The sequence below is a fragment of the Nocardioides sp. LHD-245 genome (assembly GCF_030929495.1).
In the GTDB taxonomy this organism is placed as follows: Bacteria; Actinomycetota; Actinomycetes; order Propionibacteriales; family Nocardioidaceae; genus Nocardioides.
The window spans coordinates 379,028-401,297 of the sequence record NZ_JAVFWN010000001.1 but is presented as its reverse complement, the minus strand read 5'-3'; the positions used below and the strand labels follow the sequence as shown (position 1 = coordinate 401,297).

The 22,270-nt window shown below is 72.1% G+C and carries 19 protein-coding genes; 2 read left to right on the top strand and 17 right to left on the bottom strand.

The window, feature by feature from the left end; all coding sequences use genetic code 11:
- Positions 1-52 precede the first annotated feature (52 nt).
- Both RB608_RS01840 and RB608_RS01835 read right to left on the bottom strand, forming a co-directional pair.
- The gene (locus RB608_RS01840; protein WP_308086072.1) at positions 53-1,150 is read right to left on the bottom strand and encodes a 3-isopropylmalate dehydrogenase; all 1,098 of its coding nucleotides are present in this window, start codon (positions 1,148-1,150) and stop codon (positions 53-55) included.
- A gap of 10 nt (positions 1,151-1,160) precedes the next feature.
- Positions 1,161-1,355: a hypothetical protein gene (locus RB608_RS01835; protein WP_308086071.1), complete on the bottom strand. Its 195-nt coding sequence runs from the start codon at positions 1,353-1,355 to the stop codon at positions 1,161-1,163.
- A 300-nt stretch (positions 1,356-1,655) separates the two neighbouring features.
- Between RB608_RS01835 and RB608_RS01830 the strand changes: the two genes are divergently transcribed.
- Positions 1,656-2,225 carry a class I SAM-dependent methyltransferase gene (locus RB608_RS01830; RefSeq protein ID WP_308086070.1) on the top strand — a complete coding sequence of 190 codons (570 nt, stop codon included), beginning with the start codon at positions 1,656-1,658 and terminating at the stop codon, positions 2,223-2,225.
- Positions 2,226-2,228: 3 nt separating this feature from the next.
- Here the strand turns inward: RB608_RS01830 and RB608_RS01825 are convergent, their stop codons facing one another.
- The 12 genes from RB608_RS01825 to RB608_RS01770 form a co-directional block, all read right to left on the bottom strand.
- Entirely contained in the window at positions 2,229-3,131 is a 903-nt protein-coding gene (locus RB608_RS01825; protein ID WP_308086069.1) for an SDR family oxidoreductase, read from the bottom strand.
- A 96-nt stretch (positions 3,132-3,227) separates the two neighbouring features.
- Entirely contained in the window at positions 3,228-4,022 is a 795-nt protein-coding gene (locus tag RB608_RS28260) for an FHA domain-containing protein (protein WP_392390956.1), read from the bottom strand.
- Complete coding sequence (locus RB608_RS01815; RefSeq protein ID WP_308086068.1) at positions 4,019-5,308, bottom strand: VWA domain-containing protein; 1,290 nt, start codon at positions 5,306-5,308, stop codon at positions 4,019-4,021. The genes RB608_RS28260 and RB608_RS01815 overlap by 4 nt, the downstream gene beginning before the upstream one ends.
- Positions 5,301-6,449 carry a protein phosphatase 2C domain-containing protein gene (locus RB608_RS01810; RefSeq protein WP_308086067.1) on the bottom strand — a complete coding sequence of 383 codons (1,149 nt, stop codon included), beginning with the start codon at positions 6,447-6,449 and terminating at the stop codon, positions 5,301-5,303. The genes RB608_RS01815 and RB608_RS01810 overlap by 8 nt, the downstream gene beginning before the upstream one ends.
- Entirely contained in the window at positions 6,446-8,860 is a 2,415-nt protein-coding gene (locus tag RB608_RS01805; RefSeq protein WP_308086066.1) for a tetratricopeptide repeat protein, read from the bottom strand. The genes RB608_RS01810 and RB608_RS01805 overlap by 4 nt, the downstream gene beginning before the upstream one ends.
- A complete protein-coding gene (locus tag RB608_RS01800) occupies positions 8,857-9,987 on the bottom strand; it encodes a hypothetical protein (RefSeq protein WP_308086065.1) in 1,131 nt (376 codons plus the stop codon). Before RB608_RS01800 ends, RB608_RS01805 begins: the two co-directional genes overlap by 4 nt.
- A complete protein-coding gene (locus RB608_RS01795) occupies positions 9,984-10,922 on the bottom strand; it encodes a glutamate ABC transporter substrate-binding protein (RefSeq protein WP_308086064.1) in 939 nt (312 codons plus the stop codon). Before RB608_RS01795 ends, RB608_RS01800 begins: the two co-directional genes overlap by 4 nt.
- On the bottom strand, positions 10,919-12,205 hold the full coding sequence (locus RB608_RS01790; protein WP_308086063.1) for a hypothetical protein: 1,287 nt from the start codon (positions 12,203-12,205) through the stop codon (positions 10,919-10,921). Before RB608_RS01790 ends, RB608_RS01795 begins: the two co-directional genes overlap by 4 nt.
- Positions 12,202-13,881 (bottom strand): AAA family ATPase, encoded by a 1,680-nt coding sequence (locus RB608_RS01785; RefSeq protein ID WP_308086062.1) that lies wholly within the window; start codon positions 13,879-13,881, stop codon positions 12,202-12,204. The genes RB608_RS01790 and RB608_RS01785 overlap by 4 nt, the downstream gene beginning before the upstream one ends.
- The gene (locus RB608_RS01780) at positions 13,878-14,393 is read right to left on the bottom strand and encodes a hypothetical protein (protein ID WP_308086061.1); all 516 of its coding nucleotides are present in this window, start codon (positions 14,391-14,393) and stop codon (positions 13,878-13,880) included. Before RB608_RS01780 ends, RB608_RS01785 begins: the two co-directional genes overlap by 4 nt.
- A gap of 41 nt (positions 14,394-14,434) precedes the next feature.
- Entirely contained in the window at positions 14,435-15,664 is a 1,230-nt protein-coding gene (locus RB608_RS01775; protein ID WP_308086060.1) for a toxic anion resistance protein, read from the bottom strand.
- A gap of 40 nt (positions 15,665-15,704) precedes the next feature.
- Complete coding sequence (locus RB608_RS01770) at positions 15,705-16,412, bottom strand: hypothetical protein (RefSeq protein WP_308086059.1); 708 nt, start codon at positions 16,410-16,412, stop codon at positions 15,705-15,707.
- Positions 16,413-16,473: 61 nt separating this feature from the next.
- Between RB608_RS01770 and RB608_RS01765 the strand changes: the two genes are divergently transcribed.
- Positions 16,474-17,931 carry a PLP-dependent aminotransferase family protein gene (locus RB608_RS01765; RefSeq protein WP_308086058.1) on the top strand — a complete coding sequence of 486 codons (1,458 nt, stop codon included), beginning with the start codon at positions 16,474-16,476 and terminating at the stop codon, positions 17,929-17,931.
- Between the two features lie 137 nt (positions 17,932-18,068).
- Here the strand turns inward: RB608_RS01765 and serA are convergent, their stop codons facing one another.
- The 3 genes from serA to efeO form a co-directional block, all read right to left on the bottom strand.
- A complete protein-coding gene (gene serA, locus RB608_RS01760; RefSeq protein WP_308086057.1) occupies positions 18,069-19,667 on the bottom strand; it encodes a phosphoglycerate dehydrogenase in 1,599 nt (532 codons plus the stop codon).
- A gap of 132 nt (positions 19,668-19,799) precedes the next feature.
- On the bottom strand, positions 19,800-21,077 hold the full coding sequence (gene efeB, locus RB608_RS01755; RefSeq protein WP_308086246.1) for an iron uptake transporter deferrochelatase/peroxidase subunit: 1,278 nt from the start codon (positions 21,075-21,077) through the stop codon (positions 19,800-19,802).
- Complete coding sequence (gene efeO, locus RB608_RS01750) at positions 21,074-22,270, bottom strand: iron uptake system protein EfeO (protein ID WP_308086056.1); 1,197 nt, start codon at positions 22,268-22,270, stop codon at positions 21,074-21,076. Before efeO ends, efeB begins: the two co-directional genes overlap by 4 nt.

Sequence of the window (22,270 nt, the reverse complement as noted above, 5' to 3'; positions counted from 1 at the left end):
GTCGGCAGTGGGCATCTGCCCGCGTTCCGGAGGAGAGCGCTCCGGAGCGGGCTCAGCCGGCTACTCGCGCGGCGACAGCGTCGCCCACCTCGGGCGTGCTCCGCCGCTGGTTCGGGGTGCGCGCCTCGAGATCCGCCAGCACGGCCGCCTCGATCCGCGCCGCCGCCTCGGGGTGGCCGAGGTGGTCGAGCAGGAGCGCGCCGGAGAGGATCGCCGCGGTGGGGTCGGCGATGAGCTGACCGGCGATGTCGGGGGCGGAGCCGTGCACGGGCTCGAACATGGACGGCGAGGTGCGGTCGGGGTTGACGTTGCCGGAGGCCGCGAGGCCGATGCCTCCGCTGATCGCGGCGGCGAGGTCAGTGACGATGTCACCGAACAGGTTGTCGGTCACGATGACGTCGAAGCGCTGCGGGTCGGTCGTCAGGTAGATCATGACGGCGTCGATGTGGCTGTAGTCCGTGGTGACGTCCGGGTACTCCTCGGCCACCTGCTGGAACAGGCGCCACCAGACCTGGCCCGCGTGGACGAGCACATTGGTCTTGTGGACGAGGGTGAGCCGCTTGCGGGGACGCCGCTGCGCCCGCTCGAAGGCGTCGCGGATGACCCGCTCGACGCCGAACGCGGTGTTGACCGAGACCTCGGTGGCGACCTCGGCCGGCGTACCGACGCGCAGCGCACCGCCGTTGCCGGTGTAGGGGCCCTCGGTGCCCTCGCGGACGACCACGAAGTCGACGGGTCCCTGGGCGAGCACCTCCGCGGACAGCGGCGAGACCGAACCCGGGTAGATGCGCGAGGGACGCAGGTTGACGTAGTGGTCGAGCGTGAAGCGGAGCTTGAGCAGCAGGCCGCGCTCGAGGATGCCCGGCGGCAGGTTCGGGTCGTTGGGCTTGCCGCCGACCGCGCCGAGCAGCAGCGCGTCCTGGCCGCGGATCTCCTCCAGCACGCTGTCCGGCAGGACCTCGCCGGTGCGCAGGTAGCGCTCGGCACCGAGGTCGTACTGGGTCGCGGCGAACTTCAGGTCCGCCGGCGCGGCGACCTCGAGCACCTTGAGCGCCTCGGCGGTCACCTCGGGCCCGATCCCGTCGCCGGGAATGACGCCGAGAGCGACCTGGCCGGTGGTGACGGGGGCTGCAGCGGAGGTGTCGTTCATGGGAGGAAACCTAGTTGTCGTCGGGGCGGGCGTCGTCGCCGTCTCGCAGGACAGTACCCGGGAAGCCGACGGCCTCACGGTGCGAGGGCTGCGCCGGATCGTGGCGGGCCGGGCCCCACTCGGAGTCGTCGGCGGTGAGCGTGGCGTAGCCGGTGGGATTGGTGCGGCGGACGCCGGTGGTGGTGCTGGTGGCGGTGCTGGACATGGCTGGTCTCCGTGGGACGGGACCCGTCGAGACGATCTGCGGCGGGCCGGGGATGGTGGTCCGAGGGGCCCGCGCGGTTCAGGGGATCGCCGCAGTCACCGCGGCGAGGTGGCCTCTCTCAGGCCTCGCCGCGGCGCACGATTACGAGAAGGGCGCTCCGCATGATGGAAGGACTCTACGCCGCCGCGGCGCTGCTGTCTCGGATTTCGTCCACCATGCGGTCGTGTCGGCTGCAGGAATCACCGGACCACGATCCGAGACCTGTGTCCCGTTCCTTGATCGCCGGGTGAGACTCGGGGCATGAGCGCGCCTCCCGAGCTGCCCGACGTGGTCCACCGCGCTTTCGACGCGTCGCGTCGTGCCGGCTACGTGTCCTTCTGCCGCAACGAGACCGGCCGACTCCTGGCCGCCCTCGCCGCGACCCGCGAGGGCACCATGGCCGAGTTCGGCACCGGCTGCGGAGTCGGCACCGCCTGGCTGCGCTCCGGCGTCCGCAACGACAAGGCCCGGATCCTCACCGCCGAGCTGAACCCGAAGCTCGCCGCCGCCGCGATCGAGACCTTCGACGACGACCCGCTGGTCGACGTACTCCAGGCGGACTGGTCCACCCTTCTGGACAAGGGCCCGTTCTCACTGCTCTTCCTCGACTCCGGGGACCCGTCGGCGGTGGGCGTCGACAAGATCGCCGACCTCGTCGAGCCCGGCGGGATCGTGGTGCTCGACGACTTCGTGCCGTGCGAGATGTGGCCGCCCATCACCGGGGGGAGGGTCGACACCCTGCGCGAGGAATGGCTCACCGACGAGCGGTTCACCACCGTCGAGGTGCTGGTCGCCGCCGACGCCTCGGCGCTGATCGCGACCCGTCGCTGAGGCTCAGTCCCGCGTCCCGTCGCCGCCGGTCCTGCGCTCGTCGTTGGCGAGGTTGCGGGCACTGGTCGACCGCCCGAGGGCACGCACCTCGGCATCCATCCGCGGCAGCAGGTCGGGGACCAGCTTGAGGATGGGGCGGTTGCCGGCGGCGGAGTTGATCACGTTGCGGTTCAGCCCGGCGCCCCGGACCCACCCCGGGCAGTAGACGTGCCGTGAGCGCTTGTCGACGCCCTTGACGAACGCCCGCACGCACGCCTCGACGCCGGTGGTCCGGTTCAACGGCGGCGGCAGCCTGCTCAGCAGCTCCCGGAAGGTCGGCAGGTCGCTCTTGGCGTCCTGCACGAGCGGGGTGTCGATCCACGACATGTGGGCCGAGCCGACGGCGATGCCCTGGTGGGCGACCTCCAGCCGCAGCGCGTTGGCGAGGTGCTCGGCCCCCGCCTTGCTGGCGTTGTACGCCGCCAGGCCGGGCGCCGCGGCGAAGGCGGCCAGCGAGGAGACCACCAGCAGATAGCCCCTGCTCTCCGCCAGCGCCGGCACCGACGCCCGCGCGGTGTTGAAGACGCCCACGATGTTGATGTCGATGGTGCGCTGGAAGGTCGCCGGGTCGATCGCCAGCACCGAGCCGTAGCTGGCGATCCCCGCATTGGCCAGCACCGTGTCGATCCGCCCGAACCGCTCGCGCGTCGTCGCCACGGCCGCCTCCATCGCGGCCAGGTCGCACACGTCGGCCACGATCCCCTCACACCGGTCCGCGCCGATCGCCGCGACGGCGTCGGCGAGCGCCGGGGCATCGAGATCGGTCAGGGCCAGTCGCGCGCCCCGCGCCGCCAGCGCCTTCGCGGTCTCGAGCCCGATCCCGCGGGCGCCACCGGTGATGAGGATGACCTGGTCCCTGATCGCCATGGACGCAGTGTCGCAGAAACCCGCGTCCCGGCGTCCCGAACGCCTCGGGTACGCCGAGCAGCAGGTCTCAGCCCCCGGCGATCGAGCGTGTCCGGCTCAGGCCTCGCCGGGCTGCGCCCGCCGGACCACGATCCGGGTCCAGGCGCCGAGGTAGACCCGGGCGTCGGGCGCGATCTCGCGCTTCTCCCCCACCGGCACCGGGTCCGTGGGCAGTGGACCCACCGCGGAGCCGAGGTAGGTGCCGTTGGACGAGCCGAGGTCCTCCACCCACCAGCGGCTGCCGTCGGTGGTCAGCTGGCAGTGACGGCGGCTGATGCCGTTGTCGGTCCCGAGGTCGATGTCGGGGTGGATGCCGCGGCTGCGCGAGGTGCGGCCGACGAGGACCGAGGTGGTCTTGAGGAGGACGACGGTGGGCACGCCCGCGGACGGCAGCGGATCGGTCGACTCCTGGTCGGCGTACCAGTCCGGGTCGATCCAGACCTCCGCCACCCACGCGTCGGTCAGGGGCGGCGCGAGGGACGTCTCCACGGCGGGCGCCGACGGTCGGTGCGCGTCGGCGGTGCCGGCGTCGTCGGCGCCCGCCGGGGTGCCGAGGTCGAGGACCGAGGGCGTGACCGGACGCGGCATCGACCCGGTCGTGAAGTCGTAGCCGCAGGCCTCGCAGAACAGCGCATTGGGCGGGTTGGCCGCCTGACAGTTGGGGCACTCCGCGGTGGTCGGCGCCGCCGGGGCAGCCGGCTCGGCCGCTCCGGGCGCCGGTGTGCCGCTCGGGGCGGAGGGAGCGGCGAGCCCGTCCGGGGCAGGCGCGCCACCGCCCGCCGTGATCGGCAGGCCGCAGACGTCGCAGTAGTCGTCCGAGGCCGACTCGTGCCCGGACGGGCAGGTGCTCATGAGGTCGGCTCCTTGCGGATCCGCGTCGTCTTGGTGGACGCCGTGTCGAGGGCCATCTCGTCGGCCTTCTCGACCGCCCGCTTGAGCCGGACCGTGCCGGTCTCCTCGTTGTCGACCTCGACCACCTTGCGCAGCTTGGAGGTGGCCTCGTCGTTGCCGGTCTCGGCGGCGAGCTGGACGGCCCGGCCCAGCTTGGTGGTCGCGGTCGCGTCGTCGCCCGCGGCCTTGGCGGCCAGCCCCTCCTGGATGACCTGGGCCAGCTCGGCCTGGCCGGTGTAGTGCGCGACCTGCTGGTCGATCCGCGTGGTGAGCTCGGAGTTGTTGGACCAGGTCGCCTTCACCAGGCCCTGGGCCACGACGTCGCTGCCGAGGGCGAGTTGGACACGGGCGGCGAGCTGCTCCTGGCCGATCGCCTTGGCCGGGACCCGTACGGCGACGTGGTAGTCGCGGGACTCGTCGGACCAGGCGCCGGTCGGGTAGTCGCCGGTCAGCGGGTTGACCGGCGTCCGGCGGTTGGTGAGGTCCTCGACCGTGGGCGAGACCTGGCGCACGAAGAGGACCTCGGCGCCCTGGGGCGTCCACACCCGCAGCGACGCGTCGGCGACCCCGCGGGCCATGGCGTTGCGCATGATCTCCTGGAACTGGGCCTTCATCTCGGCGGGGCTCGGGATGATGTCGACCGTGCCGAGGAGGGCCTGCGCGATCCGGCGGATCTCGGCGACCTGCCAGTCGGTGCCCGCGCCGCGGCAGTCGGCCTGGTAGTAGCCGGTCGCCCGATTGATCGCATCGTCGAGGCGACCGGGGCGCTCGCGGTTCTCCCCGTCGGTGAGCAGCAGCACGTGACGCTGGGTGACCGCACTGACGGACGAGAAGAGCTGGCCGGCGAGGTCGAGCCAGGTGCTGATCGCCGTACCGCCGCTGCCGACGAAGCGATCGATGGCCGTGGAGGCGTCGTGCCGGGTACGGGCGTCCATCTGCACCATGCCCGGGCCGTTGGAGACCTGCGGGTAGGCGAGCATCGCGCGGTCGGCACCGGCGATGACGGCGAAGTAGGTGCCGTCGACGATCTCGGCGAGCGCGGCCTGGGCCCCCTCCTTCGCGGCGGCCATCGTCGCCGGGCCCATCGAGCCCGAGGTGTCGACGATGATGATCTCGCCCGCGCTGCCCGCTCCGGACTGCCCCGCCGTCCCGGCACCCTGGCAGGTGACGGTGACGATCGCGTTGACGTCGGTCCCACCATCGGGCAGGAACTCGTTCTGGTAGACGGCGGCGCTGAACTCAGCCATCGCTCGGCTCTCCTCCTCGGGTCGTCGTTGAGTGGTCATTGTGCCCCAGCGCGGTGACCGGTCCGGTGACCTCGACCCGGGCCAGGGCGGCGGTGATGTTGTCGTGCCCGCCGGACGCGTTCGCGAACGCGACCAGGGCGAGAGCAAGGGCAAGCGGGTCGGCCGTGCCGGCGGCACGGACCTGCGCGGCGAGCGCGTCCGGCTCCGAGGCGTAGTTCCACAGACCGTCGGAGCAGGCCAGGAGCCACCCACTCTCCGCGACGTCCAGAGAGCCCACGGTGGGCTTCTGGTCCTCGGAGTCGCGGCCCAGCCACTTCGTGATCGCATGGGCCTGCGGCCCGGTCTCGGCGACCTCGCGGGCCACGCCGGCGGCGATCTGGGCCTGGGCGACCGAGTCGTCGACGGTGAGCTGGACCGGCGTGCCGGCGTCGGGGAGCCAGTAGGAGCGGGAGTCACCGATGTTGGCCCAGGTGATCCGGCGTCCCTCGAGCACGGCCGCGGTGAAGGTGGCCGACGCGGGATTGGGTGAGTCGGGGTCGGTGACCGCCACGATCGCCGTGTTGGCGGCGGCCGCGGCGTCGGTGAGCACCTTGCGTACGGCGGCGTCACGGCTCTGCGGCGTACCCATCCCCGCCGGCAGCGGCATCCGCAGCACCTCGCGGGCGGCGCGGGCGCCGGCCAACGACGCGACGTCGGAGTCGATGGAGTTGGAGACGCCGTCCATCACGATGAGCACCGCCCGCGAGCCCGGCTCGGCACCGGCGAGCAGCGCCATGGCGTCCTCGTTGCGGCCCTTGCGGATCGCCTTGTCACACACTCCGGCGACCCACGGCGCGGGCTGCTCCTGGAAGTGATCCCGCTCGCTGGGGGCCTTGGTGCCGCATTCGAGGCAGTAGAGGTCGGGGCCGACCTCTCCCCCGCACTCCGCGCACGGCCGCCGGCCGGCGGGCGCCGGCGGATCGGGCAGGGCCGCCGCCGGCTTGCGGGTCGGGGCGCTGATCGGGGCGTCGCCGAGGGGGTGGTCGCCGGCCCCGACCACCACCGGTGCGGGCGCGCCGGCCGAGGCGCCGAGCTGCGCGCCGCAGTTCTCGCAGAAACGGGCGCCGGGGGCCAACGCGGCGCTGCAGGACGGACAGTTCACGTGAGACTCCAGTTCCGCACGGAGTTGGCGCGGTTGACGAGATCGACGCGCTCCTTGAGGTCGACCGCGTCGCGGGCCAGCATGCGCAGGGCGTTCTCGAGCCCGTCGCGGACGCCGGACTCGGTCGCCTCGACCGCGCCGATCCGGGCGCCGGCGGGCAGCTTCGCGCTGCTCACGACGGGCAGCGCCTCGCTGAGGATCCGGACGGTGAACCGCTGCCGGGTCTGCTGGTCGACGCTGGACGCGTCGATCGTGCCCATCGCCTGGTCCAGGACCGCGATGTCCTGCGGGCTACCGGAGAGCAGCACCTCGGCCCGCTGCTGGCGACTCTCGGTGTAGCCGCGGCTGGTCGTCGGCACCAGGTCGAGGGCGGCTACCGCGCCCGGGGTGTCCTTGCGTCCCGCCCGCACCCGGGCCATGCCGAACGCGGCGGGCGGGACGTAGGCGGCGTCGGTCGACGCGCACACGAGGTAGAGCCCCTCGGCCACCTCGGGCAGCCCGCCGCGCTCGCAGGCGAACGCGAGCGCCAGCTTGGGCGCGAGCTCACCGGGCACCTGCTGGTAGACAGCGTTGAACGACGCCTTCGCGGTCTCCCAGTCACCCGCCTGGACCGCGGCGAGACCCTCGATCCACAGCGCCCGCCACTCCCACGGGTCGTCGGCGAGGAGCTTCTGCGCGTGGGTCTTCGCGAGCACCGGGTCACCGAGGTCGAGGGCGGCCCGGGCGCGGGCCAGCCACACCTCGGCGGTGTCCTCGGGCGCGGACTCGAGGTCCTTGAGTCGCTGCCGGGGGTCGTCCTCGCCGATCGTGCTCAGCCATCCGTACTGGGCGTCGGTGGTGTCGGTGCGCAGGTCGGGCAGCTGACTCCACTCGGTGATCGGCCGCGCGGTCGCGGGCGACTCGAAGAGCACCGAGGCGGCGGAGGTCGAGGCGGTGCCCTGCCGCTTGCGGGCGACCACCTCGCGCAGCACGCCCAGGACCTGGGTGCGCATCTCGTCGACGGAGGCGAACCGGTCGGCCGGATCGGGCGCGCAGCACTTGGCGATCAGCTGGTAGAGCGAGTCGTACTGCTGGAACAGCGGCGTCGTGTCGACCGGCGGCAGGCTGTGGAGGTAGGTGCCCTGGTAGCCCCGGAACTCCATGCACAGCACGACCAGCGTGCGGCCGATCGTGTAGATGTCGGACGCCACCGACGGGCCCACCTCGGCGACCTCCGGTGCCTGGTACCCGACCGTGCCGTAGATCGCCGACTCCTCGTCGTCGATGCGGCGTACGCCGCCCAGGTCGATCAGCTTCATCGCGTCGCCGACCTGGATCATGTTGTCGGGCTTGAAGTCGCAGTAGACGAGCCCGAGGTCGTTGAGGTACTGGAACGCCGGGAGCAGCTCGAGGATGTAGGCCAGGGCCTGGTCCACCGGCAGCGGGTCGTAGACGCCGTTGTTGGCCGTCATCCGCTGCTTGAGGATCTGCTTGAGCGACTTGCCGCCGACGTACTCCATGACGATGTAGCCGGCGCCTTCGTGCGTGACGAAGTTGTAGATCTCGACGATGAGCGGGTGCTCGACCTGCGCGAGGAACTGCTGCTCGGCGATCGCCGCGGCCAGCGCGTCGGGGTCGCCGGAGTTGAGCAGGCCCTTGAGCACGACCCAGCGGTTGGAGACGTTGCGGTCGCGGGCGAGGTAGATCCAGCCGAGGCCGCCGTGGGCGAGCGCACCCGCGACCTCGTACTGGCCGGCGACGAGGTCGCCCTGCTGCAGCTTGGGCGTGAAGGAGAACTGCTGGCCGCAGTTGGGGCAGAAGCCCTCGCTGCGGCCGGGCTGGCCGTCGATGCCGCGACCGACGGCGTTGCCGCACTTGGCGCAGCTGCGCTTGTCCTCGGGCACCTGCGGGTTCGCCATGATCGCCTTGGCGGCGTCGACCGGCGGGGCGGGAGGGACGACGGTCAGCCCGGCGCCGATCCGCGCGGACCGCATCCGCTGCGACCCGGTGCGCGTGCGCCGGGTGGAGGTGCTGCCGGCGGCACCCGCGCGCTTGGAGCCGATCGCCGCGGACTGGACCCGGCTGGCGGCCGTCGCGGAGGTGCCCTCGCGGCCCGACAGCGGCTGGGACTCGGCGATCGCGGTCGCCTCGGCCACTTTGGCGCCCGGGACGGCGGGCGTGCCGCACACATCGCAGTAGCCGTCGAGGATGGTGCCGGTGCAGCCCGGCTGCTGGCAGGTCGAGGCCGCGACACTGGCCGGGTTGCCGGAGGCGACCGCGGCCGCGATCGGGGCCTTGACCGTGGCGGTCTCGCCGACCGGCGACGCGGCGGGACTCGTCGTACCGCCGTCGCCGGGCATGCCGCACACGTCGCAGTAGCCGTCGACGATGCTGCCGGTGCAGCCGGGTTGGGTGCAGGCACCTGTGCTCATGCTGTCGTCTCCTTGATCAGCCAGGTCTGGTACGTCGTGACGAGCTGCTTCGCGATCGCCAGCGGGGACGGGCGCCGCTCGAGCAGGCCACGCGCGGCCTGCTCGCTCGCGACGAGGTCGGGATGGTCGGCGACGCCGGACGCGCGCGCCTTGGCGGCGTACGCGTCGAGGAGCGCCACCAGCTCGGTGTGCTCGTCGAGAGCCGCGGCGTAGGCGTGCTGGGCGACCTCGAGCGCCTGCGAGACGCGGTCGAGCCGCTCGAGGTAGGGCCCGATGGCGTCCGGCGTGACCGGCACCGGACCGAGGGCGTCGACGTCGGGTACGGCGTAGCGCGGCGCCGGATCGACCGTCGTGACGCAGGTCGCGGCCAGCTTCTGCAGCGCGGCCGCCCGCGCCTCCAGGTCGCTGCGCAGCTCGCGCGCCGAGATGACCTGGTCACGGGCGTCGCGGCGCCGGGCGTTGCCGACGATGAGGTCGCGCTCGAAGGTCGTCGCCTCGGCCTCGAGCGGGCCGAGCATGCCGCCGACGTCGCCGCCGCGCTCGGCCTTCGCGGTGATGGCCTCCAGCCGCGACATCAGCCCGGCGAGTCGCTGGACCGCGGAGTCCCGGGTCAGGGCCGGCTCCAGGCCGACCTGGTCGCGGATCCGCTCGAGCTGCGCACGCAGCTCACGGATCCGGGCCGCCGACGCGTCCGCGCCCGGCACCAGCGCCAACCGGTTGCGCAGCTGCCCGGTCAGCGCGTCGCAGAGCCGACCCGCCTCGGGCAGCGACACCGCCAGCCCGCCCGGCAGCTCGGTCGCCCCGTCGAGCCGGCCCCAGATCAGCGCCGAGATCCGCTCCCGCTCCTGCTGCAGCACCCGGCCGCCGTCCCAGGTCGCGAAGACCAGCTGGTGCCGATCCGAGATCGCCTTCCACAGCGCCAGCGCCAGGGACATGTCGCCCGCCAGCTCGCCTCCGCGACCGGCTCCCAACGCGGCCTGGTCGAGCTCGTCGAGCTCGGAGCGGCGGACCCGGAGCCAGGTGTCGAGCTCGCCCAGGTAGGTCTGGATCGCGGCAGGGTCCAGCGCGTCCCCGAGCTTGCCCGGGGCGGTGGGTGCCGTGGTCGCCATGGTCGCCTGCACGCTCACCGGCCGTAGGCGGGTTGGAACGGCAGCGGGTCGACGCCCTGGAGGTCGGGACGCAGCCACCGGTCGTACGACTTCTGCCAGCTGCCGTCGGAGCGCATCTCCTCGAGCACGGCGTTGATGAACGCGACGAGGTCGGTGTCCTCGATGTTGGCTCCGATGCCGTAGGGCTCGTCGGTGAACGGCTCCTGCGGCGGGACCTCGGCGTAGAGCTTGTCCTGTGCCGCGAGGCCGGCGAGCACCGTGTCGTCACCGGTGATCGCGTCGACCCGACCCTGCTGGAACTTCACCAGGCAGCCGGTGTGGGTGAGGGCGGTCTCCGCCTTGGCCTCGGGCTGCTCCTCCCGGATGTTGTCGATGCTCGTGGTGCCGCTCGGGGCGCAGACGGTGACCCCCGCGAGGTCCTGCGGCCCCTGGTACGTGTCGGCCAGGTCGGAGCGCAGCAGCACCTTCTGGCCGGCGTGGTAGTACTCCGCCGAGAACGCGATCTCCTGCCAGCGGGTGCAGTTGATCGTCATGTTGCGCGAGACGAGGTCGATCTCGCGGTCCTGCAGCAGGCCGATGCGATCGCCCGCGTTGATGACGCGCTTCTGCAGCTTCACGCCCAGCTCGTCGGCGATGCGCTGGGCGATGTCGATGTCGAAGCCCTCGATCTCGTTGGTCGACGGGTTGCGCGAGCCGAGCAGGAGGGTGTCGCCGGAGACGCCCACCTTGAGCACGCCTGCGTCCCGGATCCGCTTCACCGCGTCGCCACCGTCGCGGCTCGGAGCATAGGAGCGCAGGTCCGCGTCGGTCGTCTCGCAGGACGCGGGGCTGGGCTCGGCCGCCGCGGGCGCCTCGTACGTCGGCACCTTTGTGGCGTCGTACGAGCAGCCGGCGAGTGCCAGCAGCCCGAGGACCGCGGCGGCCACCCCCAGGCGGGAACGGGGCTGCTTCATGAGAACTCCCTCCGTCGCTCGCCGATACCTCGGGCAACGCTCACCGCGGCGGCGACGCCCAGCAGCACGGTCAACCCGCTGAGAACGAGCGCGAGCCATCGTCCACTGCGCAGGTCGTCGATCGCGCTCGCACTGGCCTTCTCGACGTCCTTGGCCAACATCTCGTCGAAGCGGTCGAACGGCGCCGTGGCGCCTGTGCTCTCGTCGACCGACGTGGCGATGACCACGGCCTCCTCCCAACGGTTGGAGTCGTCGAGCTCCACGATCTGCTGGTGGCGCTCGGCGTAGGTGTTCCACTCGCCGATGTCGTCCGCGGGCACATTCTTCTCGACCACCTGGGCCTTCTCGCCCCAGGTCTTCTCGTTGTCCGCCCCCGACCCTCGCTTGATCAGCCGAAGGCTCTCGTTGGCCTTGGCGTCGTTGGCGGCGGTCCGTGCGGTGGCGCTGGAGACGGCCTCCGCGAACTCTCCGTCCCGCAGCGAGTCGTTCGAGTTGTCCCTGAGCCACGCCCCGACGACCGTCACCAGAGTCACCGCGGCGACGATCGCCGCAGCGATGGCCAGCCCCTTGTTGAAACGTCGGCGGAAGGTGCGCGCCAGCTCCCGGTTGAGCCACCACAGCGCGGCGAGCACGAGGATCCCGAGGAGGAGGAGCCAGACCGGGTGCTGCCCGTTCATCGCCCCGTCGGCGCGGTCGGTGTTGGCCTCGACCAACGCATCCAGCACCGGGATCGCCTCGTTCCGGAGCTGGTCGCTGGCCGTGGTCTGGTAGCCGGCGCCCACCGGGAAGCCCTGCCGGTTGTTGGCTCGGGCCTGGGCGATGTAGGTCGCGTAGTCGTCGACCAGCTCGTTGAGCGTGGCCAGCGCCCTGCGGTCGGCCGGCTGCGCCTCGGCGGCGTCCGCGATCCGGCGCAGCACCCCGTCGATGGCCTCGTCGTACTCCGCACGCTGGTCGGTGTTCTCGAGGCCGCCGACCAGGAAGGCGTTGGTGGCAAGAGCATCCGCACGCAGGAGGGACGACTGGATCTCCTGGACCCGCACCAGCTGCTCGGTGTCGTCGGCCGCGCGCCCGTCGGCCTGCCAGCCGACGAACTGCAGCAGCGCGCTCACGATGCCGAACACGATGGCCACGCTCATGCCGATCAGCTGCCAGCGGTTGAGCAGCGCCGGTGTGTCGACGTACGACGGGGCGGGCTGGGCTGCCCCTGCCGGCGCCGGCGCGGCGGGGGCCGGTGCGGTGGCGGGCGGCGGTGGGGCGGCCGCGGGGGTTGCGGTCTGGCTCACGACTCCTCCTGGGGGGTCTCGGCCTCGGGGTCCATCGGCGTACGGGCGGTCGTGGCGTCGTCGCCGAACGGGTCGACCGGTTCGGCGGGCGGTGCGTCGGCGGGGGCGACGACCTCGCCCGCGTCCTGGCCCTCGCCCGCGGAGGCGGGCTGGCCGTTGGGGTCCACGACGAGATCCTCGGGCTCAAGAGCCCGTAGCTGCTCCAGCGTCGGCTCGGTGACCTCGCGCAGTCGCCAGGCGTGGTGGCCGATCGCGGCCTCCATCAGGTTGCGCACGAAGCGGGCGTTGCCGAAGGACGGTCCCCGCTCGGTGGCCGCGAGGATCTCGCGCAGGCGAGTCAGGACGGGCTCTCCGGCGTCGTAGTCGGCACCCTCGACCATGGAGGCGAAGATCGCGGCGAGCTCGTCGTCGGTGTAGTCGGCGAAGTCGATGGTGGTCCGGAACCGGCTCTCCAGACCCGGGTTCTCGGAGATGAAGATGGCCATGGGGAGCGGGTAGCCGGCGACGATGACCACGAGGTCGTCGCGCTTGTCCTCCATCTCCTTGACCAGGGTGTCGATGGCCTCCTTGCCGTACTGGTCACCCGACAGCGAGTACGCCTCGTCGATGAACAGCACGCCGCCCTCGGCCGACTTCACGACCTCCACCGTCTTGGCGGCGGTCTGGCCGAGATAGCCGGCGACCAGCTCGGAGCGGTCCACCTCGACCAGCTGGCCCTTGGAGAGCAGGCCCAGCGCGCGGTAGATGCCCGCGACGAGGCGCGCGACCGTGGTCTTGCCGGTGCCGGGGTTGCCGTTGAAGACCAGGTGCCGGGTGATCGTCGGGCTCTCCAGGCCGGCCTGCTTGCGCAGGCCCTCGACCCGCAGCACGGCCGCCTGGCGGTGGATCTCGCCCTTGACGTTGGCCAGCCCGATCAGCCCGTCGAGCTCGGCGAGCAGCTCCTCGACCGTCTTGGTCGGCTCCTCGGGCTTCGCCTCCTCCACCGGTGGCGTCGCCGGCTCCGCCGCCTGGGTCTGTACGCCGTCGGCGGGCCGCGGTGCATCCGTCGGCGTGCCGCCGTCGCCGCCGATGCCGGAACCGATGCCGGAGCCAGCGGCGGGGTCGACGGCGGGGTCGCCCGGCAGGCTCGGGACGGCGTTGTCGAGGGCACCCAGCTGGCGGCGTACCTGCTCACCGACGCGACGTACCTGGTCGAGCATCTGGTCGCCCAGCCCGGGCACCGGCTGGCGCGCGGGCAGGTCGAAGGCCCCCGGCGAATCGGCGGGCGGCGTGAGGCCGCGGGCCGGGCCGGTCGAGCCCCCGAGCTGAGCGGTCGTGACGGTCGTGGCCGCACCGATGGCATCGGGACCGGGCTCCCCCAGCCGCGAGCCGGCGATGGCCACATCGGCCAGCGCGCCGGCGTAGTCCGCCGACTCCGCGGACCTCTCCAGCAGCAGCTGGGACATCAGGGGGGTGGGACCGGCACGGAACCTGTTGCCGCGCTTGGCGGCGAGCATGTGCTCCTCCGCCGAGCGCTCGCGTCCGGTCTGCGCGCACCAGTCGACGAAGGCGCCCCGGGAGCGCTCGGACACGGTGGCCGCGACGGCCTCGCCCTCGGCACGGGCGACCGTCTCGTCGAGCCCGGCGGCGCGGGCCGCGACGACGAGGGCGTCGAGGGCTTCGGTGAGGGTCGTCATGGAGCACCTAGCGTGAGGTCGGGGCCGCCCGAGGACGAGTGGCCGAACTTGGCGTCGAGGAAGCGGCTGTGCGCGATCAACGCCTGGGCGTCGGCGCGATTGGCGGCGTCGAGGATCTGGTCCATCGTCACGCCGAGCAGCTCGAGGGCCTCGATGAGGATGAGCAGTGCGGTCTTCGGCCCGTCGATCGGCCGGGTGTCGGCCCAGTCGCGCGGCAGCCGGAGGTAGGACTGCAGCGCCTCGGGGAGATAGTCGGTGGCCGTCGCGACCACCGAGTAGCTCTCCTCACTGCCCAGCCCGAGCTGGCTCAGCCGCGGCAGGGTCTGGTTGATCGTGCGCGCGATCCGTTGCACACGCGACACCACGACCGGCGGGGCGTTGTTGTCGGTGAGCATGGCGTACACCTGGTTCAGTGCCGCGCGGATGTCCTGCTCGGTCGGTGCCGGCGGCACGACGTACGCCGGCTCCTGCGCCGTCTCCCGAGATCTGCGCCACCACGACCTCAGCCCCACCCCAACCTCGAAACCATCAGCCTCGTCCTGTCTCCCGGGACTCAGCCGATGTCCAGCGTGCCGGCGGCGTTGCGCGCGTCGTGCTGCTGGACCCGGTCGAGATAGGCCTTCGACTTCTGGACCTCGTTCTCGAGGACGCCGATCGTGGTCGACATGTTGTCGAGCGCCTTGAGCTTGAACTCGTCGATCGAGTCCATGGTGGCGTAGATGTTGGCGAACGCCGCCTGCAGCTGCTCGATGCCGATGGTCGAGGACGCGGCCTGCTCCTGGATCGCCGCGGAGTTCTCCTTGAGCATCTCCGAGGTGCGCTGGATCATCGCCGAGGTCGTCGTGTTGAGCGCCGTGATCTGGTCGAGGACCAGCTTCTGGTTGCTCAGCGCCTGGGCGACGATGACCGCCGTGCGCAGGGCGGAGATGGTCGTCGTCGTGGCCCGGTCGACGCCCTTGATCAGCTCGATGTTGTTCTTGATGATGATGTCGATCGCCAGGTAGGCCTGGATCGACACCGCGAGCTGGGTGAGCAGGTCCTGGTGCTTCTGCCGGACATAGAAGAGCACGTCCTGCGACAGCGTCTTGGCGGTCTCGGGGTCGCTCAGCTCCAGCTCGGCGATCTTGGCCGACAGCTTCGCGTCGAGCTTCTCCGCGACGTAGATGTACTGGTTGAGGCGGCCCATCACGCCCCAGAGGTTGGTCTTCTCCAGGTTCAGCGCGACGTTGTCGCGGGTGAGCTCGTCCTGGCCGCTGCGCAGCGAGTGCAGGATGCCGTTGAGCTGGCTCTGCGAGGACTGGTACTTGCGGAAGTAGTCCTCGATCTTGTCGTTGAAGGGCAGCTTGTCCCACCACTTCTTCACGCCGGTCGCCTGGCCCGGGTCGAGGTCCTCGACCGTACGACGCAGCTCGAGCAGCGTCTTGCCGACGGTCGAGCCCTGGGCGATGCCCCCCGACTTGAGCGCGGTGACCGGCTTGTCGAGCATCCGGTTGGACGTCTCGGCCGCCTTGCGGATGTCGGCGTCGCCCATGGTGCGGACGTTCTCGGCCTGCTTGGCGAACTCCGGGCTGCCCGCCTTCGTGGACGTCAGCGAGGTCAGGAAGTTGTCGACCTTGGCGTCGAGCTCGGGCACCATGGTCGCCTCGACCTGCGGTGCCATCTTGGGCGCCTGCGTCTCCACGACCGGGGCGGGAGCCTCCGGTGCGGTCAGCGTGATCGCGGGCTCGGGAGGGGCGAGCGGGGTGGGCTCGGGCGCGGCAGCCGGGGAACCGTCGGTGGTCATGGCCCCGAGCCTATCCAGCGAACCCCCGCCTCATGCAGGGTCAGTGGGGCAATTCAGGGTCCGGACCAGGGATCCCACCGACCTGCGACGACGGCAGGGCCACGATGAACCACGGCATCATCCACTGCGCGACGGGGCCGATGGTGAGGGCGTAGACGACCGTGCCGAGGCCCAGGGTGCCGCCGAGGAGCACGCCGATCACGACGACAGTGACCTCGATCCCGGTGCGGACCAGCCGGATCGAGAGTCCGGTACGACGCGCGAGGCCGGTCATCAGGCCGTCGCGCGGGCCACGTCCGAGCTGGGCGCCGATGTAGAGGGCGGTGGCGAGGCCGCAGAGCAGGATGCCGCCGGCCGTCAGCGCGATCCGGGCGGCGATGTGGTCGGGCGCGTCGAACATCGAGAGCGTGGCGTCGGCCGCGACGCCGACCACGATCGCGTTGGAGATGGTGCCGAGACCGGGCTTCTCGCGCAGCGGGATCCACAGGATCAGCACCGCGAAGCTGAACAGCACGACGGCCTGCCCGAGCGTGATCGGCACGTGCCGGATGAAGCCGGAGTGCAGCACGTCCCACGGCGCGAGGCCGATGTCGCCGAGCACCATCAGGGCCAGGCTGACGCCGTAGAGCCACAGGCCGACGTACAGCTGGACGAGGCGACGGGGCAGACGGCCGGCGCGGAGCTGGGCGACCGGCCCGAGATCGGCGAGCTGGACGGTGACCCGCGAGGCAGGGGCGGCGAGGGACATGGCTCCAGGATGACCGAGATTGGACTGTCGAGAAATAGCCAATCGTGATCCAATGGTCTGCATGGACCAGACCACGTCGCTGTCGGCCGCCCGGCTCGCCGTCCTGGTCGAGGGGTTCGACCGCTCCCCCGCCTACGCCGGCCTCGCCGACGCGCTGCGCGAGCTGATCGGCGACGGCCGGATCGGCTACGGCACCCGGCTGCCGAGCGAGCGCGACCTGACCGAGGCGCTCGGCGTCTCACGCACCACCGTCACCCGCGCGTACGCGGTGCTGCGCGACTCCGCCTACGCCGAGGCGCGCCAGGGCGCCGGGACCTTCACCCGCCTGCCCGGCGGCCGGATCCGGGCGCTCGACCGGGCGCTGTGGCCCAGCGACGTCGGCAACGGCGTGATCGACCTCGTCTGCGCGGCCGCCACGGCTCCCCCGGGCATCGCCGCGGTCTACGCCGAGGCGGCGGCCGACCTGCCCGCCCACCTCGGCGGGCACGGCTACTTCCCCGCGGGAATGCCCGACCTGCAGGCCGCCATCGCCGCGACGTACGACGCGCGCGGGCTGCCCACCGCACCCGAGCAGATCATCGTCACGCCCGGCGCGCTCGCGGCGACGGCCGTGGTCGGCAGCGCGCTGGCGGGCCCGCGGGACCGGGTGCTGGTGGAGTCCCCGACCTATCCCAACGCCGTGCAGGCGCTGCGGGCGGGAGGCGGCCGGATCGCCACCATCGCGCTCGACCCGTACGGGTGGGATCTCGACGCCGTCGCCGCCACCCTGGCGCGGCACCGGCCGCGACTGGTCTCCGCGATGCCCGACTTCCACAACCCGACCGGCCTGGTGATGGGCGAGGCGGATCGGGAGCGGTACGCCGGCCTCCTGGCCGGGACCGACGCCGTCGCCGTCGTCGACGAGGCGCACTACCTGCTGCCGCTCGACGGCGACGCCGGGGCCGGTACCCCGTTCGCCGCCCACGCGCCGGAGTCGATCTGCGTCGGCAGCGCCAGCAAGAGCATCTGGGGCGGCCTGCGACTGGGCTGGATCCGGGCTCCGCACGCCCTCGTCGACCGGCTCACCCGGGCGCGCGTCGGCCTCGACCTCGGCGTCCCCGTCCTGGAGCAGCTGGTGCTCACCCGGCTACTGACCGGCGACCTCGACGCGGTCGTCCGCGGCCAGCGGGCCCGGCTGCGCGAGCAGCGCGACGCGATGACCGACGCGCTGGCCGAGCACCTCCCGGACTGGGAGTTCCGGATGCCCGGCGGGGGGATGGTCCTGTGGTGCCACCTTCCCCGGGCCGGGGCGACGGCCCTGTCCACCGAGGCCGAGCGCCACGGCGTACTCCTCGCTCCCGGCCCGTCCTTCGCTCCCGCGGGCGGGCTCGACCGCTACCTCCGGCTGCCCTACGCGATCGCCGCTCCGCAGCTCGTCGAGGCGGTACGCCGGATCGCGGACGCCTGGGCGGTCGTCACCTCGGGCCGGGTCGGCCTGCCGACGCCGCCATCAGGCACCGAGCCGGTCCTCGTCGCCTGACCCCCGTTGAGTTGCCCCTACCTCGCCGTTGAGTTGCCCCGAAGTCTCCCTTGAGTTGCCGCCAACTCGACCATGAGATGGCGGCAACTCAACAGCGAGGATCCGGCAACTCAACGGCGAGTTCGGGGCAAGTCAACTCAGACCAGGTCGACCGCGCGGATCGACGTCGCCTCGATGGCCGACTCGATCTGGGCGAGGGCGTCGGCGGGGATGGCGGAGTCGACGGACAGCGCGACGAGAGCCTCGCCGCCCTTCGTCTCGCGGGAGACCTGCATCCCGGCGATGTTGACGGCCGCCTCCCCCAGGATCTGGCCGACGGTGCCGACCATCCCGGGCCGGTCGACGTACGTGAAGAACGCGAGGTGCTCGGTGGGCTCGATGTCGACGACATAGCCGTTGACCTCGACCAGCCGCTCCTTCTGCGCGATGCCGACCAGGGTGCCGCTCACCGACACCTGGGTGCCGTCGGCGAGCGTGCCGCGCAGCGTGATCAGGTTGCGGTGGTCACCGCTCTCGCCGTCGAGGACCAGGCGTACGGCGATGCCGCGCTCGGCCGCCAGCAGCGGGGCGTTGACGTAGGAGACCTGATCCTCGACGACGCTGCCGAAGACGCCCTTGAGGGCCGCGAGCTCGAGCACCTTGACGTCGTGGTCGGCGATCTCGCCGCTGACCTCGACGTCGAGCTGCTGGGCGACCTCGCCGGCGACCGCGGTGAAGATCTGGCCGAGCTTCTCGGTGAGCGGGATGCCGGGGCGCACGTCCTCGGCGATCACGCCGCCCTGGACGTTGACGGCGTCGGGCACCAGCTCGCCGGAGAGGGCGAGCCGGACCGACTTGGCGACGGCGATGCCGGCCTTCTCCTGGGCCTCGTCCGTCGAGGCGCCGAGGTGCGGCGTGGCGACGACGTTCTCGAGCTCGAAGAGCGGGCTGTCGGTGCAGGGCTCCTTCGCGAACACGTCGAGGCCGGCCGCCGCGATCCGGCCGGTCTTGAGGGCGTCGTAGAGGGCGTCCTCGTCGACGATGCCGCCACGCGCGGCGTTGACGAGCACCAGCGAGGGCTTGGCTCCGGCGAGCGCGTCGGCGTCGATGAGGCCGACGGTCTCGGCGGTCTTGGGCAGGTGGACCGACATGAAGTCCGACTCGGCCATCAGCGTGTCGAGGTCGACGAGACGGACACCGACCTGGGCCGCGCGGCCGGCCTGGACGTAGGGGTCGTAGGCGATGACGTTCATGCCGAAGGCCGCGAGCCGCTGGGCGACGAGGACGCCGATCCGGCCCAGGCCGACGATGCCGACGGTCTTCTCGAACAGCTCGATGCCGGTGTACTTCGACCGCTTCCACTCCCCGTCCCGCAGCGCAGCGTGGGCGGGCGAGACGTGGCGGGCGGCCGCGAGCATCAGCGCGACCGCGAGCTCGGCGGCCGAGATGATGTTGGACGTCGGCGCGTTGACGACCATGACGCCGGACTGGGTCGCCGCCTTCACGTCGACGTTGTCGAGGCCCACGCCTGCGCGCGCCACGACCTTGAGCCGCCTGGCGACGGCGAGCGCCTCCGCGTCGACCCTGGTCGCGGAGCGGACCAGGATCGCGTCGACGTCGGCGATGGCGGGCAGCAGCTCGGCGCGGTCCGCGCCGTTGCAGTGCCGGATCTCGAAGTCCGGGCCGAGCGCCTCCACGGTGGCGGGGCTCAGCTCTTCGGCGATGAGGACGACGGGGCGTGCGGTCGTGGCAGTCACAGCGGGGTCCTTCGCAGGATGTGCGGAATCGAGTCGGGCGCACGGCGCTGTGCGGGCGTTGCCAGCCTACTCCCACGCGCCAGGCTCCGCAGGCATGTCCGCCCCCCGCACGCGGGGGCCGCGCGGTCGGGCTCAGGCCTCGAAGAGCGCCTGGCCGACGTACTCGCCCTCACCGGTCCCGGGCGGGACGGCGAACAGCGCCTGACCGGTGAACCGGAGGTACTCCATGAGGGCGTCGGAGGACGACATCGCCCGTTGCAGCGGGATGAAGTGGGTGCGCGGATCGCGGAGGTAGGCGATGAAGAACAGGCCGGCGTCGAGGCCGCCGACGTCGTTGCTGCCGTCGACGAAGTTGTAGCCGCGACGCAGGATCCGCACGCCCTCGTTGACCTCGGGATGCACCACCCGGACGTGGGCGTCGACCGGGATGATCGGGCCCGCGCTGCCTGCCATCGCGAAGTCCGGGTCGGTGAACTCCTCGCCACCCGACAGCGGCGCCCCGGTGCCCTTGGTGCGCCCCACGAACTGCTCCTGAGCCTCCAGCGACTGCCGGTCCCAGACCTCGATCGTCATGTTGATCCGCCGGGTGACCAGGTAGGAGCCGCCGGCGAGCCAGGCCGCCCTCGGGTCGTCGTCGGCCCCCACCCACACGTGGGTGTCGAGCGCCGCGGCCTCCTCGGCCTTGACGTTGGCGGTCCCGTCCTTGAACCCGAACAGGTTGCGCGGCGTGGACTGGCTCGTGGAGGTCGTCGACGTCCGGCCGAAGCCGAGCTGGGACCAGCGCACGGTCGTCGTACCGAACCCGATGCGGACGAGGTTGCGGATCGCGTGCACCGCGACCTGCGGATCGTCGGCGCAGGCCTGGATGCAGAGGTCGCCGTCGCTGCGGGCGGGTTCGAGGACGTCGCCGGAGAAGCGCGGCAGCCGCTCGAGCGCGTCCGGGCGCCGCTCGGCGATCCCGAACCTGTCGTTGCCGTCGGCGTCGGTGAAGAGCCCGGGCCCGAAGCCGAAGGTGATGGTGAGCCTGCTGGGCGGCAGGTCCAGCGCCTCGCCGGTGTCGTCCGGTGGCGCATTGCCCGCGCCGTCGACGGCGCCGACCGGGCCGGCCGAGCGGCCGGTCGTCATCCGCGCGGCGGCGTCCGTCCAGGCCTTCAGCAGGGCGACGAGCTGGTCGCGGTCGTCGGTCGTGACGTCGAGCGCCACGAAGTGCAGCCGGTCCTGGGCGGGCGTGACGATCCCCGACTGACGCGCCCCGTGGAAGGGGTACGACGCCACGGGGGCGCCGCTCTTGACGGTGTCGGGCGCGGAGAGCCGACCGGCCGCGAAGGCACCGGCCACCCCTGCGGCCGCGCCCACGCTGAGGCCGCCACCGAGGAGACCGCGCCTGCTGACGCGGGAGCTCCCGCTCAGGAGGCCACCGCCGCGGTGAGCTTCGAGAGCGGCTCGGACAGCGCGTTGACCGCGTCGGTCATCTTCTTGGTGTCGTCCTTGGTCAGCGCGGTGTAGAGGACGAAGCCCTCGCCGTCGCGGTACTCGTCGAGCAGCGTCTGCAGGGCGGCGAACTTGCCCGTCAGCTCCTCGGCCAGCGCGGCGTCCTTGGTCTCCAGCAGGCCCTGGACGCCCTCGTAGGCGACCCGGGCACCGTCGACGTTGGCCTGGAAGTCCCACAGGTCGGTGTGCGACCAGGCCTCCTCCTCGCCGGTGATCTTGCCGTTGGCGACCTCCTCGAGCAGGCCGATGGAGCCGTTGGCGATGTCGGTGATCGAGTAGGTCAGCGCGTCGGCGCCGGTGGCCTGGATCCGCTGGTCGAGCTCCTCGGTGTTGACGAGCAGGTCGTCGGCGTACGTCGCGCGCTCCTGCTCGGTCAGGGCCGTGTAGCCCTTCGCGTCCTGGGGCCACAGGTCCTTCTCGATCCGGTGCCAGCCGGTCCATTCCTCGCCGGCCGCGAAGTCGACGTCGGCCTCGCGGGCATCGGTCTTGGGGTCGAGATCGCCGAACGACTCCGCCACGGTCTCGATCCGCTCCCAGTGCTCGCGGGCGACCGGGTAGAGCTGGCGCGCCTGGTCGTCGGCGTTACCGGACTTGTAGAACTCGACGAAGTCACGGGTCCTCACCAGCAGCTGGGCGGACTGGTCCTGCACGTAGGCACGGTAGTTGTCCTGTGCCTGGTCGATGAGCTCCTGGTCCGAGGCGCTCACCTCCTGCGCGTCCTCGGTGTGGGTCACGGTGAACGCCGCCCGGATGCCCTCGCCGACCATGCCCGGCTTGCAGGCGGTGAAGTACTCGCCCTCGGGGGCGTTGACGGTGAGCTTCTTGGTCAGGTTCGGGCCGATGTTCTCGACCTCGCCGACGATGCGCAGGCCGTCGCCGCCGAGCAGGTAGAACTCGGTGACGTCCGAGCCGGTGTTGGTCACCTCGAAGGTCAGCGTCCCGGCCGGGGCCTCGCTGGTGGACAGCTCACAGGCGTCCCCACTCGAGCTGACCGTGAGCGCGCGGGCGTTCCCGCCCTTCTCGTCGCGGTCGCCGGACGCGTTCTCGGTGCAGGCGGCGAGTGCGGGCACGACGGCCAGGGCGGCCACGGAGGCGAGCAGGGTCTTGCGCAT